This is a genomic window from uncultured Dysosmobacter sp. (assembly GCF_947631165.1).
Taxonomy (GTDB): domain Bacteria; phylum Bacillota; class Clostridia; order Oscillospirales; family Oscillospiraceae; genus Oscillibacter.
In genome coordinates this window covers 1-13,091 of the sequence record NZ_CANRKH010000051.1, presented here as the reverse complement: position 1 = coordinate 13,091, position 13,091 = coordinate 1, and the positions used below count along the sequence as shown (strand labels likewise).

Annotated in this window: 11 protein-coding genes and 1 pseudogene; 1 reads left to right on the top strand and 11 read right to left on the bottom strand. The window is 58.9% G+C overall.

Features of this window, described 5'->3' with window-relative positions:
• Positions 1 to 240: 240 nt before the first annotated feature.
• The 5 genes from Q0Z69_RS15010 to Q0Z69_RS14990 are packed head-to-tail and all read right to left on the bottom strand — an operon-like array spanning position 241 to position 4,634.
• Complete coding sequence (locus Q0Z69_RS15010) at positions 241 to 1,284, bottom strand: hypothetical protein (protein WP_298035211.1); 1,044 nt, start codon at positions 1,282 to 1,284, stop codon at positions 241 to 243.
• Positions 1,266 to 1,535, bottom strand: coding sequence for a DUF6103 family protein (locus Q0Z69_RS15005; RefSeq protein WP_298035210.1), 270 nt, complete (start codon positions 1,533 to 1,535; stop codon positions 1,266 to 1,268). Before Q0Z69_RS15005 ends, Q0Z69_RS15010 begins: the two co-directional genes overlap by 19 nt.
• A 15-nt stretch (positions 1,536 to 1,550) precedes the next feature.
• Positions 1,551 to 1,913: a DUF3846 domain-containing protein gene (locus Q0Z69_RS15000; protein WP_298035209.1), complete on the bottom strand. Its 363-nt coding sequence runs from the start codon at positions 1,911 to 1,913 to the stop codon at positions 1,551 to 1,553.
• 17 nt (positions 1,914 to 1,930) lie between these two features.
• Complete coding sequence (locus Q0Z69_RS14995; protein WP_298035208.1) at positions 1,931 to 3,121, bottom strand: hypothetical protein; 1,191 nt, start codon at positions 3,119 to 3,121, stop codon at positions 1,931 to 1,933.
• Positions 3,114 to 4,634 carry an ankyrin repeat domain-containing protein gene (locus Q0Z69_RS14990; protein WP_298035207.1) on the bottom strand — a complete coding sequence of 507 codons (1,521 nt, stop codon included), beginning with the start codon at positions 4,632 to 4,634 and terminating at the stop codon, positions 3,114 to 3,116. The genes Q0Z69_RS14995 and Q0Z69_RS14990 overlap by 8 nt, the downstream gene beginning before the upstream one ends.
• A gap of 101 nt (positions 4,635 to 4,735) precedes the next feature.
• On the opposite strand from Q0Z69_RS14990, the gene Q0Z69_RS14985 reads away from it, so the two are divergent.
• A complete protein-coding gene (locus Q0Z69_RS14985; RefSeq protein WP_298035206.1) occupies positions 4,736 to 5,407 on the top strand; it encodes a hypothetical protein in 672 nt (223 codons plus the stop codon).
• Positions 5,408 to 5,411: 4 nt separating this feature from the next.
• Here Q0Z69_RS14985 and Q0Z69_RS14980 read toward each other — a convergent pair whose 3' ends face one another.
• The 6 genes and pseudogenes from Q0Z69_RS14980 to Q0Z69_RS14955 form a co-directional block, all read right to left on the bottom strand.
• Positions 5,412 to 7,247 (bottom strand): VirB4 family type IV secretion system protein, encoded by a 1,836-nt coding sequence (locus tag Q0Z69_RS14980; protein WP_298035205.1) that lies wholly within the window; start codon positions 7,245 to 7,247, stop codon positions 5,412 to 5,414.
• Entirely contained in the window at positions 7,240 to 8,730 is a 1,491-nt protein-coding gene (locus tag Q0Z69_RS14975; protein WP_298035204.1) for a hypothetical protein, read from the bottom strand. The genes Q0Z69_RS14980 and Q0Z69_RS14975 overlap by 8 nt, the downstream gene beginning before the upstream one ends.
• 62 nt (positions 8,731 to 8,792) lie before the next feature.
• Positions 8,793 to 9,428: pseudogene (locus tag Q0Z69_RS14970) on the bottom strand (DNA cytosine methyltransferase); the annotation flags it as partial.
• 122 nt (positions 9,429 to 9,550) lie between these two features.
• Positions 9,551 to 10,453 (bottom strand): conjugal transfer protein TrbL family protein, encoded by a 903-nt coding sequence (locus Q0Z69_RS14965; RefSeq protein WP_298035203.1) that lies wholly within the window; start codon positions 10,451 to 10,453, stop codon positions 9,551 to 9,553.
• Between the two features lie 5 nt (positions 10,454 to 10,458).
• Positions 10,459 to 10,791: a DUF3852 domain-containing protein gene (locus tag Q0Z69_RS14960; protein ID WP_298035202.1), complete on the bottom strand. Its 333-nt coding sequence runs from the start codon at positions 10,789 to 10,791 to the stop codon at positions 10,459 to 10,461.
• A 71-nt stretch (positions 10,792 to 10,862) separates the two neighbouring features.
• A complete protein-coding gene (locus Q0Z69_RS14955) occupies positions 10,863 to 12,911 on the bottom strand; it encodes a collagen binding domain-containing protein (RefSeq protein WP_367272333.1) in 2,049 nt (682 codons plus the stop codon).
• Positions 12,912 to 13,091 lie beyond the last annotated feature (180 nt).

The window sequence follows — 13,091 nt, the reverse complement described above, 5'->3', positions numbered from 1 at the left end:
TCCCTGCGCCCTTTTTACCCTCTGAAATATTCAGTACTTTCTGTGTTTTTATACTTGACAAACCCTTAGCCGGCTGCACAACTTTCGTCCCCTCGGTCCACCCCGATGGAGCGCAAACCTGCAGCCTGTCCAAGTTGGGCACAGCGGCTCCAGCACGGTCTCTCATAGGGTGGGGGCATCCCGGCCCCACCTGCGTCTGCCGGCGGGCACACGGGGCGGCACAGGGGGCAGCGGCGCTGGTCACAGGGTCAGTGCCGGCCCCTGTGTGATTTCTTCCTGCGCGTCCTGCTCCTCCGCCAGATACTCCTGTTGGCATTCTGTAAGGCCATGGCCCAGCCGCTGCTGGCAGTATTCATCCATCTTGAACTGCACAGCGGTACGCTCCGCCTCGCTGAGCGGGTACGTCAGTTCCGCCTCACCGTCATTGCGGACGAGGATCACAGTCAGCGCATCACACACCTGACCGGACTCCATATCGTAGCTGGCATAGAGGTTCAGGTAGTTGTCATTTTCCGCGGTGCAAACGTGAGTCCCGAACACCTTGTCCGGATCAAAGGTGACGTCCATATAGAACTCCAGCAGGTTGTCGTTCTGCATGATCTCGTCTGAGAACGAAATATCCGCGGCATTCAACGGACGCTGTCCTTTCAGAATGATCTCCGGCACATCTCGGGTGAGTGCCTTGCCGTCCAGATGATTGAGGAAGCGGCTCCACCGCTCCCGCTCGGAACTGTACGCTTTGCGGTGAGCGTGATAGGCCGCGGCGGACACATCCTTCATGCGGTAGACCTTCCATCCGTCCATGATGTGCAGGGCGGAGAACTGCCGGCTGTCAAAGTCCAGCTTGAACGCTCCCGTGACCTTGCCGGTGTTCTCCATACGCGTCACCGCCATCTGCTGAAACTGTTCCGCGGTGATCTCCTCCGGTCGGCGGAGCAGTTTCTCATATCCAGACGCACCGTCTCCAGCGCGGAGGCAGGAGCGCAGCAGCCGGGCGGCCTCCAGAAACTCCACGCCGCGCTCCAGTTGGAGAAAGCGGTCCTCACCATTCTCACGGATATGGAACACGGAGAACACACGGGAAGCTTCCTCCTCCAGTTTGGCCTGCTGGTCTTCCTGCCAGATTTCCGCGCTGATGCGCTCGTACACATGGAGGGGCAACTGATTGACCAGCTCGTCCAGATAGTCGTTCAGTTTGTCCTCCACTGTTTCATCTTTCAGGCAGCGGCTCAGCGCGTCGTACCAGCGTTCATCGATCCATAGGGCTATTTCTCTGCTGCGCATGTCTGCTCCTCCTCATTCGTTTTCACTGCCATGGGCGGCTTCGGCCTGGGACGGGACGGACGCTTTGGATGCTGAGGAGCGGCGCGGGCCTCCAGGTAGGAGCGCACCTGCTCCGGCACCTTTTCCTCATAGAGCTGCCGGAGAGCGGCCTCCATGCATTTCTGCACCGTGGTGTTCTCCTGACGCAGATAGATCTCCAGCGCCCGCAGCCGCTCCGCGTCCAGCGGCAGAGTGACGGTCAAGTTCTCCATCGTAACATCCTCCTCTTACATCACATGAAATTCCCAACGGGTGGGGCCGACCCGGTCCGGCAGGGGCTGGACGAACCGCTCCGCGCAGCGTACCGCGTCAGCGTCCGGGAGGAAGCGGAACTCGCCGTCCGCCTCGCCTGCGATGAGGAACGTCCCGGCGATGACGTCGCCGCCCACACGCCGGTTGGCAGGCAGGCCCAGGAGCTTGCCCTCCTCATTGCAGATGAGGCAGACGCCGTCCTCCAGCTCCACTGCCTCGATGGTTCCGCCCACCGCCTGCTGGAACGCCTCCAGCGTGTTGGGGATCGCCGCCGCCCTGGGCAGTGCCCCTGCCTCTATCAGCAGAACGCGGATCTCATTTTCCTTTTCAAAGTTCATAGCAAATGTCTCCTTACTTACTCATAATGGATGTATGGCACCTCCAGCCAGTGGGTCCAGCCCCGGCCGGCCAGCTTGGTCCTGATCACGCCTTTCCTGGTGCTGCTGGCCTCCACCACTTCGCCGCCGCCGATGTACACCCCGATGTGGCCGTCCATCCAGACGGCGAGTCCAGGCGTGTCGGGCATGGTGGAGATGGGGCCGGATACCGGGGAGGAGCGGTACATCTGGTTGGCGCCGACGTCCGGCATCCCGTTAGTTCCGTAGCAGATGGCCATGGACTCTGGGTCCAGCCAGCCGTAGCCCTTGATAAGCCCCACACAGTCGGTGGTCCTGCCGCCCAGCCAGTTGTCCCGGATAAAATCTTCATAGTTTCCAACGCCGTCCGGGTACTGCTGGACCTTGTATTCCAGCAGGGACTCCGTGAGCACATTGCCGTAGGTCCCCCACACATAGCCCCACCCGGACTCCCAGGCGTGGACGGCATAGGCAGCAAGGTCTGCGGCGTTCTTTGTGCCGGGATCGGTGAAGGCGGAGACGTCCAGTTCCACGCTGGGGTCGTCGCCCCGCAGGTACGCGCCGTCATAGCTGCCGCCTCCCACCGGGCCGGAAACCAGAGCATAGATGTGGTCAGCGTTGCTCCTGTCATCCTCGGTGATCTCCCGGCCCATCAGGGCGGCGAGGTTGGCGTATGCCCGCTCCAGCGGGAGGGGGATGTTTACGGTGTAGGTTTCTTCCTCTGTGGTGATCGTTCCGTCCGCCTGCTCCACTTTCACTGTGCGGACACGCTCCTCAGCAGCATAGAAGCAGCCGGCGAACCGGTCCGCCTCCCGGCGGCTTGGGGCCTCCTCCCCAAAGCAGAGGGCATAAAAAACGGCCTTGACCCGGATGGGATCAAGGCCGCCGCCCTCGGCGCTGGCGTTGACAGAACGTACCGCCGAATCCAGAAGGGAGAAAGCGCTTTGCATCTCCGCTACATGGCCGCGAAACGCGGCAGGGACTTCTTCAGAGAAGCTGCTCCCATAGAAGCAGGCGGACACGGCGGCGTTGTTGTGCTCCGCGCCGCCTGCCCCGATGGAACAGATCAGGGCAGTCAGCACGATGGCAGGGAAAAAGATCGCCGCCAGCGCCCAGCCCGCCGCCTTACGGTTTTTTTCGTTGGAGAGGACACTGGCCGCGGCTTTTGCCAGCAAGACAGGATCAGCCAAGGGTCTGGCCTCCCATCTCTGGGGCCTCTGACTGCTCCATCCCCGTCTGGATCTCCTGCCAGTGCAGCGCCAAGGCTTGGATGGTATCCTCATGGCCGGGGCTTGGATGGTTCTTCGCCCACTGCTGGTAGACGTCGAAGTCCATGCCGCCGTCCAGCAGGAGCTTGCACACCTCCACAGCGTCATTTTGGACGCAGACGTGGAACGCGCCATAGTCGTCGGCATCCACCCACATCCTTTTTTGCAGAAGCTCCTCCGCGATCCAGCGGTCTGATTGCTGATAGGTCAGCATGTGGAGCGTCCTTGCCGCGTTTGGCCCTCCGGAGATCCCTTTCTCCACCAGCGCGGACAGCGTATGCCAGTCCTTGTCCATAGCGAACTGTTCCAGCAGATGGGGCGGCGCGGCCGCGATCTGTTCTCCGCTGCACTGCTTGACGATCTCCCTGGCGATGAAGCGGTGATCCGGGTACGCATAGCTCGCCATCTCACCGTGGAAGGACGGGGAAAGATCGTCTACATAACCGCCTGCCTGCTCCAGCAGGAAGAATATCTTCCGCGGGTCATTGATGCTGATGGCCTTTTCACAGGCGGTACGGTAGACCGGTTCCATAAATCGTTCCACGCTTTCCAAAAGCAGAAGCGTCATCTGCCTGCCTACCACACCGGGTCTGCCCGCCGCCTCAACGAGCAGATCGTCCGCGTGATCCTTCAGTACCTTGGGGTACAGCTCTTTGAAGGCGGACAGTTCGCCGTCCTGGATGGCGAGGACGGCCTTGTCATAGTCGCTCATGCGCAGAGGCCACATCCCCACAGTATTGACATACTCCGTAATGCTGCCGGTCATGCGCCGCAGAAGCTGCTCGGTCTGGGACATAGCCTGTTCCTGCCGTTCCCGCTGCTCCACCAGCGCCTCGATGATGACCTTCTGCTCCCGCTGGCTCAGGTGGATCACCGAGCCGCCCGTGTCCGCATCGTCGCAAAGTCCGCTCAACTCCGTTTCCGCCTTCGGCGAAAACTGCGCCCTCTCCCTTGCTCCTCCTTTCCCCATCGAACCCGCTTCGCTGGGCTTCGATGGGGACCCCGAAAAGCCGCCGATCTTCATGTACCGGGCGTGGGCGGCGTGGTCGCCGTGGAACGCCTTGGTGATGGCGGAGGAGATGAGGAACATCCTGTCCAGGTCGTTCCCGTTCTCTCCCAAAGTCTTGCCGGTGATGAAGCTGCTGGTGACGCTCTTTTTCTGGCCTTCATCATACCACTTGAGGTAGACATCCAGGTACACGCCCTCGCTGCCACCGTAGTCGGTGGTGCAGAAGATGTCGGCGCCCTTGGGGAGCTCCCGGCCATCCTCCCAGTGGCTGTCCATGAGAAAATACTCGTCCGGGAGGTATCCCATGCCCTCCAGACGGTGCTTCAGTTCCTCGAACACCTCCTGCGCTGTGGGCTGGCCGGCGTATTCCAGTCTGTGAGGGTCTGTTTCGGAGGGTTTCCACCGCTCCAGTTCAATGATATTCATATTTCTGTATTTTTCCTTTACATAATGATTTTGACTTGCTCCTAATAAACCAGTTATGCTATGATGAATTAAAACAAGATTAAGGAAGTGGAATATGCTGAATGGAAGAAAACCATAACACAATCCTCAAACAGGCTGTCCGGGCAGTACTGAAGCCGGAGGGACTGCTCCAACGGGGTTCCTCACGAACCTGGATAGATGATAACGGCTGGTTCTTCACGGTGGTGGAGTTCCAGGCCGACTGGTGCAGCAAAGGAAGCTGTCTCAATATCGGGCCGTGGTACCTTTGGAATAGAGGAGCAGCCTTGAACCCTGGGAACGGTGTGTTTCCCGGTGACAGAGAACCTGGCTGGGCAAGCTACAAAGGAGATGGGGCGGCGTTTGCTCAGGAGATTGACGCCATGGCGCGTCGGGCTTTGAAGCACGTCATGGAATATCGTGCTCTGTCCAGCCCCAGGGCTTTTCTGGAAGCTACTGCCCAACTGCCCAGACGGTTTATTCCCTGGGACTGGTGGAATCAGTTTATGACTGCCGCCCTGGAGGGGGATATCCCCCTCTGTCAGAAAACGTATGAGGAATTTCTGCTGGGTGCCCAAAAGTTTGCTTCTTCTATGACTAACGAGATTCAAGCGGAAATGGAGCGGCTGATGCCGCTCTCGAACAGTCCCGGAAATCTCCACGGCTATATTGTGGAGCAAATCTCCGCTCAGCGGGCGTTTTGGCGAAGCAAACCAGGCTTAAAGCGTTTGGCTGTCCATCCAGAATTCTGCTGATAAATCACCGTCCGCCTGCCTTTCCAAACAGCGCTTCCTTATATTCCGGCGCTTTTACCTCCAGCAGATACCGCTCATTGCCGCACTTGTAGAGGCAGACGCCCCGCTGGGGGTAGCGGATCAGCTCGAACTCGGATTCCTCCAGCTGGAGGTTGTCCATGTAGAACTTCTGGTCCACACTGCCTGCGTTGAACAGGAACTGGTGGGTGGGGATGGCGAAGAGGGGCCGGGTCAGCTCCCGGACGCCCTCTACGTCGAAGTCCTCCAGATTCTGGCTGGCCAGGATCATGGAGGACTCCTTTTTCCGCACCCGCTTGAGACTGTTGCGGATGTATTCGATTGCGGTGGGATTACTCAGCCAGATATACAGCTCGTCCAGCGCCGCGGCGGTATTCCCCACCGTCAGCAGGCGGTCGCTGAGGAAGGACAGTACGTTGAACAGCATGGTGTTTTTCACGTTGGCGCTGGCCTGCAATAATCCCTTCACGCCGAATACCAGGAAACGGCTTGATGTGATATTGGTGTGGCCGTTGAAAAACTTGCTTTCAGCGCCCCGGCACATGGAGTGGAGCCCCAGCAGCACCTCCCGCAGCAATTCTCTGGGATACAGCGGATGCTCCTCCCGGTCATAGTGCTGATAGGCATCCTCAATGACGTCATAGAGGTCAGAGAGGATGGGATAATCCGTAGGGATCAAGACAGAGAGATCGGTGTTGTCATCCAGGCCCCATTTGGCGTACAGCCGCTCCAACATCAGCTCAATAGTGTCGATGTGGTGGTCCGTGAAGTCCTTGTAGCTGCGGAAGAAGTCTTTCAGGAAGGAGATGTGCTGGCTGAGCCGGGTCCTCTGCCGGAAAGCGGCGGGTGCCTCGTCATTGTCACTGTCGCTCTCCGTGCTCCACAGCTTTGGTTCCAGAGGATTGATCCGGTACTGTCCGGCCATGAGGTCAATAAAGCAGCCGTTCAGATTGGCGCAGAGATCCACCAGCTCATGCTCCGTATCCAGACAGATCACAGACTTGCCGCTCTCCAGAATATTGCACAGCAGGAGCTTGAGCAGAAAGCTCTTGCCCTGACCGCTGTTGCCCAGGATGAGGACGCTGGCGGTGGTTTTGTCCTCCGCCCGCCGGTCCAGGTCCACGATCACATTGGAGCCGTAGCGGTCCCGTCCAATGTGGAAGCCCTGTGGGTCCGTCTTGCCGGAGTAGTTGAAGGGGAACAGGTTGGCCACAGAGCTGGCGGGCAGCACCCGTTCAAACTGGGAGCCGAAGGCGTTGCGGCCGGCTGGATTGGAGGAGAGAAAGCCCTCCCGCTGACGAAGCAAAAGGCTGTCCGCCCCCAGCTTGCTCCGCACCAGCTCGGTTGTCACCTCGTCCCGCAGGGTCCGCAGGCTGTCCGGGTCCCTGGCGGACAGATCCAGGAAAACGGCGCAGTGGACCAGCGGCTCCCGATCCTTCCGCATTTGGGCGATCAGCGCGGCCACGTCCTGGAGGTTGGCCTCGGCGGTCACGGCCTGCTTCATGCGGCTGGAGCTGCCCCGATCCATGCGGTTCTTGTTCTCCGCGTTCTGGAGGATCTGTTCCTCCTCGGCGGCGGTGGCCTGACGGACATAGACAGTCAGGTCCACGCCGCTCTTTTCCCCGATGTGCCGCAGCAGCGCCAGCTCCTCCGTGGTGGTCGGGTAGCTCCGCAGGGCCAGCGTGGTGTGGTAGGCGCTGCCGCAGATAAAGTGGTCCGTGTTGAACTTCACCGCGCCGGGAGCGATCAGGTCCAGAAAGTCCTTGACCTTTGGAACTGCCTTCGGCGGCGCTTTCTTCTTTCTCTGCTTTTTCTTAGCCATCGTTGATCACCGCGCTTTCTCCGTCGAAGCTGTCAAACCGCTCCGTCATCACATCCTGCTGATAGTAGACCGCCAGGAGCCGCTTGACGTCCTGCTCTCCGGCCAGACGGACGCGGAAGCCCATGTCGTGGATGCGTTTTTCCGCGTCGCCCCATGCTCCGTATCTTTCGCTCCCACCTGTTGGCGAGAGCTCACTCATTCCGCTGCTGCTCCTTTCCCCACCGCAATCGCTCCGCTGGATTGCGGCGGGGGACCTATTTTGCCGTGCGCTCTCAGTAGAGGCCACGTCATCATCCTTGAACACATCCACCCGCTGGCGGGAGAATACCGCATGGTGATCCGTGGCTGTCAGGGTATAGGAGATGTCAGACTGGATACCAATACCGTTGCCGCCGTTCTGCGGCTGGCGGTCAATGGCGTTGCCGGTAATACAGATGCAGCACTCATCTGCTACCAAAGGCAGATTGTTCCCACCTGTTCCGCCTCGAGCAGACAATGTCGGCGATACTGGGTGAGGGCCGGTATAGCGCCCGTCGATCCCATGATTCTCAAACAGGACCGGCTGATTGTTGCCGCTCATACCAGCCGCGGCAGTGACGGTTGGACAGACCCCCGCGTCGATCTCAGCTCCGCCTTGCTGGCTGGCCAGGACCAGAGGCTGGTGCCCGTGCTCCTGGGCCCGCAGCGTACCGGATATACCTTTGGAACACTCCATCACGCTGCCGCCCTGGTCATTGAGGCAGAGGATAGAGGGCATACAGTTGCCGCTGGCCGTCCCCTTTAAGGTGGGAGCGATCTCCTCCGAGTACCCGATACTCCCGGCCTTGGCTCCGGCGCCTGCGGAAAAGCCGGCAATAAGGGTCTGTTGCTTTATACCAGGTTGAGCGCTCAGTGTACTTGCATCGTCATGCAGATCTCTGACCTCTCGCCCCAGGGCGGCTTCTCTTGCCGCTTCGCGGCAATTCACCTTCTCACGCTGGTTTGCCGCAAAAGCTATAGACTCTCCGCACCCACAAATTTCTTCATCGTTTTGTGTGATGTGACCAGCCTTCAAATCCGACTTTACAGTCGGGATAGAAGAAAGACCCGCCTGAACCATCAGAGCCGCCTCCAACGGATTCGGAAGCGGTTTGCCCCGCGCATCGCTGCGCCGCAGAATGCCCAGGCAGGCTCTTTGACTCAGATAGTATTTGGAGTCCGGGGCCGGTTCCAGAATATCGGATAATGAACATCGGACCGGCTTTCTGGGGGCCGGTCCGGTGTTCAGCGGCGGGCCGTCTTCCCGCCAGGGAGAGCAAAGCTCCCAGTAATGATTGCCGAACAGATCCACATGGTCCGGTGAGAGATCCAGATGGAAATATGGAATGGAGACCAGCTCGGACAGATCTTTTTGCCTTGCTTTCACAGGTGCTTTGCATGGGCCATCGCTGGATGATCCCCAAATAAGGAAGGTCAACTGACCGTCTAATTCATGTATATTCATGCTGCCAGCTCCTTTACGGTATCCCCAGTTGTTCCTTCAACGGTTTCTTCTCTGCCTATCATATCAAACAGGAGCTGCGGGGCAAAGGGACCGGCGAGGTCCGCCACAAGATAAATGCGCTTTCTTCGCTGCGCCACGCCCCAAAATTGGGCGTCCAGACAGCGCCACGCCAGAGAGAAACCAGTCTCAATAGCGATGTCGCCGGCATCCGGCCATGTACAGGGATAGGCATATGGAGCCGCCGCACCGCCGTCGTGTATGCGGAGAATCTCCTCCAGTACGATCCGAAAATCCTCGCCCTTGGGCGTTCCACTGCTGAATGCGCCAGGAACCTTTTCCCAGCAAAACCAGCGAGGACGGATATCTGAACCTTTGCGGCCCCGTTCCCGTTCCGCCGTTCGCATCTCTTTCACAATCCGGATCTGTTCCATGAAAAGGCCGGAGCGGGCCCCGGACAGACCGGCACGCGCTCCGGCCACGCTGAGATCCTGGCATGGGCTGCCCCCACAGATGATGTCCACGGGAAAAAGCTCCCTGCCCCGCAGCTTTGTGATATCGCCCTTGTGGGCCATACTGGGGAAATGCCGCATGGTAACCTTGATGGGAAACGGTTCGATCTCGCTGGCCCAGAGCGTTTGGATACCGTACCGCATCGCCGCCAGCGGAAAGCCGCCGATCCCGTCAAATAAACTCCCCATCGTCGTCACATGCTCCGCATCACTTATTCCCGCACAAATGTGGGAATTCACTCGCTCCGCTGTTCCGCCTCTCTCCACGCAATCCGTTTCGCTGAGCTTGCGCGGGGGTCCCATAGCGCTGCTCATTTTGCCACCGCCTGTACGACACTGCGGGTGGTGTTGACAGCGGCCTGGGCAGTGTAGACCGCGCTCATGATGTTGGCTCTCGTCGTGGTGTCCAGGCCGAAGGTCCCGGCAATCCTGGGCACCTCGCCCGCGGAGAGCATGAGGCCCAGCCCCAGCAGGGCGTGGTCCTTGAACACCATTAGCCCCGCCACCAGGATGGTGGACTGCAAAAAGGCCGTCAGGCACAAGCCGATGACCTGTTTCATCCACTGCACAAAACCGTCTGTGTAGCCCCTTGGGATGGAGAACATATAGAGGCTTCCTACCGCGATCTGGATGAGCAGGATGCCACCCCGCTTGAGATTGGCAAAGAACACCTTGATCACCGCGTAGGCCATCACGATGACGCAGAACAAAAGCATGATGGGTCTGGTGAGGACGCCCAGGCCGAAGTCCAGGGTCACCGCCGACATGTCCGCGATGCTCTCCACGGCAGCCAGATCGTCCACAATATTCTGACCCACTGTCCCGATGCTGTTCCCGAAGCCGGTGATTCCGGCAGTCAGAGTCCCTTGCAGGGAGACGGACAGCTCGTAGAGCCGGACCGGGACGGTAGTGAAGAGGCTCACCGCCAGAAAGCCCTTGATAGCATTCAAAGCCGTCTGCTGAAGATTGCCCCGGCCCGTGGAGTATTCGATACCGAACTCAAAAGCGCACACCACCAGGCTCACGCCGAAGAGCGCCCATCCCAGCTGGGAAAAGAACAGCACAATAGCCTGTACCCAGTTCAGCTCGAACAGCTCCACGCCCATGTTTCCCATGGAGGCGAAGAAGTTGCCCAGAAAGCCCACGATCTGCCCATAGAGCCAGTCGATCAGATTATCCAGAACGGTGGCGATCACAAAATCCCAAATAAACATAGGCGTCAGATCCCCACGATGCCCCAGATATAAAGGGGCGCAGTCAGGGTGAACACCAGGCATGCAAACAGGATCACCGGCCCGGTCCACTCAAACTGGCCGTGGCGCTTATAGTCAAAATACGCCATGGCCACTTTCCCAAAGAAGGCGATGACGAGGATCATGTCCAATGCAGGAAACACCACATTGTCCACCACAGTTTTGATTTGAGCCGCCGCGTCCTTCCAGGTGCTCTCCACAGCGCTGGCCACATCCCCCGCAGCAAGAGCGGGGGCGCAGCAGAGCAGTGTCAGCGCAAGGACAAGGATGAGCGTGCGAATGAATTTCTTTCGATTCATATTTGCCTCCGTATCAGAATCAGATGTTTCAAGGGCCGCCCCAGACAGGAGCGGCCCTCGTGCTGATGGGATCAGTACCCCGTCCGGGGCAGGGACTCGGCGGGCTTGTAGACCTTGGTCACCCAACGGGAGGCGGCCATGATCCACTGGCCGTCATGGACGCCGCCCACGTCCGCCTGATTGACGATAGTGCTGCCGCCCGTCAGCCACTTGCTGGCGGTGCAGTAGACGCGGGGCGCCTCCACCTGCCGGAAATTGCCGGGAACGACGCCGAACACCACCATAAACTCCGTGATCCGTTCATTGGAGGCAAGTCCCAAAGCCGCGGGAGAGGCGTCCAGCACATAGTTCTGCTGGGTGCTGAGATTATCCGCCATGGTCCGGTAGGCGCCGTTGCTGAGGGTGGTCTGATAGACCACCTTGTAATTGCCCCGCACGTTGTAGGTACCGGTGACGATTTTCTGGAGCTGGGCAAAGGCGGGCAGCGTGTCCCTCCAGTAGAAGGAGGTCAGCGGCGTAGTGGAATTGTTGGCAATGCTGGAGAAGTCATAGCGCAGCTCCTGGCCGGGCATGACTTCCACATAGCCTGTTTTCTTGATGCTTACGTTAGTATACAGGCTCTTGTTGGTCATGACGGCTTTCACGATTTGCCCGGCATGTTCGATCTCCACCTCAATGGGGGTCTTGTCCAGCCCGTAGAAGTCCGCAGACTTGGATTCCACGATCTTATACCGGCCCAAAGGCAGAGGCTTGCTGACGGCCACGCCGTTTTTGCCCGTCTTGATGGTGTCTGCCAGATTGCCGGTGCGGTAGTAGTAGATCTCAAACACGGTGTTGGGAATGGGCGTCCCAGCGGGCCAGCCGTTCATGGAGTTGTAGTCCTCCGAGGTTTTAGTGATCTGAATCTGCCCGGTGATGGGTGTGTTCTCCCACTCCACCTCCGTGGTAGCCCCGTCTGTGACATAGACGGTCCTCAACCGGGTGTCCGGCACATAGCCCTCATTTTCCAGTTCTCGCAGATAGTAGCGGCCGGAGCTGATATCCTCGAAATAGATATATCCCTCGTCATCCGTGGTCTGCTGGTCCATGGGATTCTTCTGACTGTCATAGAGCAGAAAGGCCACGCCGGGGATGCCCTCGCCGTCAGCGGAGGAAATCTTATGAAGGAGAATGCCGCTGAGCTTCCGGTTTGTCACCACCACGGGCTCGCACGTCCCGTCCTTGACCTCAAAGTAATGAGGCGTGGAATCCAGGCGGAATTTCTTGTTGGGCTCGATCTCAACGGCATAATAGCTGCCGTCCTCCAGTGTCACGAATACCCTGCCGTTTTCATCCGTGGTCACGGTATCCACCAGAGCGTCATCCCCGGCCCTGCGGATCTCAAAGACAGTATTGGGGATGCGCTCTTTTTTGTCGTTCTCATTGACTTTGATGATCTCAGCGCCGCCCACGGGCTTGTTGTAAAAATACAGCGTCTGCGTGTCATTGGGATTGACTACGACGGTCTGTGTCCTGATGTCTTCGTCCATGGTATAGCCTGGGATACTGGCCATCTCTGTCACGACCACGGTCCCTACGATCCCGGTGAGCAGGACCTCACCATCGGAATCCGTATAGTACAGGCCATTGCTGGAGAGCTTCCCATTCCCGGTATCCACCACCCGGCCGTCGGAATAGGTGACTTTAAAGAGCACATTCGCCAGCGGTGTTTTGGCAGCGTCCCTGGCGAATTTCAAGATCCGCAGACTGCCCAGGGGCTGGTTGCGGAATTCCAGGCTGACGGTCTGCCCCGCCCGGATCACGGCGGTCTGCGGGGTCTCATCCAGCAGGTAGCCCGGTTTCGCCCTGGTCTCACGGACCACCACGGTGGTGTTGGGGTCCAGTCCCTCGATGAGGAAGCTGCCGCTGGAGTCCGTCACGAACTTGCCGTTGTTATTGCCCAGAACGGCGCCGCTGCTGTCTGTCACGAAAAATTCCACATCGGAAAGCGGCTCATGGCTTGTGTCGCTGGAGACCTTCCTGACCAGCAGGGAGCCCTTGGGGCTGTTCCCAAAGTAGACCTTGACGACCTCCTGCTCCTTGCCGCTGAGATAGACCGTCTGAGGCGGCGTGTCGATCACGTGGTCCCCGTCGGAGATATCGCCCAGGTAACGCAGCTGGAAGGTGCAGCCGTTGTCATTGTAGAATAGCCCACTGCATTACTCATCTGTTCCATACACTATATGAAGATATATGATGTAAAGGGTGGGAAAAACAGCCCCACCCAAATACATCATAGCTGTGACGGCTCATTTGTGGTG

What these genes read in the sequence shown, in the direction of transcription:
- Q0Z69_RS14980 (WP_298035205.1), bottom strand. Translation starts at nt 7,247, where the DNA reads ATGGCTAAGAAAAAGCAGAGAAAGAAGAAAGCGCCGCCGAAGGCAGTT.
- Q0Z69_RS14985 (WP_298035206.1), top strand. Translation starts at nt 4,736, where the DNA reads ATGGAAGAAAACCATAACACAATCCTCAAACAGGCTGTCCGGGCAGTA.
- Q0Z69_RS14960 (WP_298035202.1), bottom strand. Translation starts at nt 10,791, where the DNA reads ATGAATCGAAAGAAATTCATTCGCACGCTCATCCTTGTCCTTGCGCTG.
- Q0Z69_RS14975 (WP_298035204.1), bottom strand. Translation starts at nt 8,730, where the DNA reads ATGAATATACATGAATTAGACGGTCAGTTGACCTTCCTTATTTGGGGA.
- Q0Z69_RS15005 (WP_298035210.1), bottom strand. Translation starts at nt 1,535, where the DNA reads ATGGAGAACTTGACCGTCACTCTGCCGCTGGACGCGGAGCGGCTGCGG.
- Q0Z69_RS14990 (WP_298035207.1), bottom strand. Translation starts at nt 4,634, where the DNA reads ATGAATATCATTGAACTGGAGCGGTGGAAACCCTCCGAAACAGACCCT.
- Q0Z69_RS15000 (WP_298035209.1), bottom strand. Translation starts at nt 1,913, where the DNA reads ATGAACTTTGAAAAGGAAAATGAGATCCGCGTTCTGCTGATAGAGGCA.
- Q0Z69_RS14965 (WP_298035203.1), bottom strand. Translation starts at nt 10,453, where the DNA reads ATGTTTATTTGGGATTTTGTGATCGCCACCGTTCTGGATAATCTGATC.
- Q0Z69_RS15010 (WP_298035211.1), bottom strand. Translation starts at nt 1,284, where the DNA reads ATGCGCAGCAGAGAAATAGCCCTATGGATCGATGAACGCTGGTACGAC.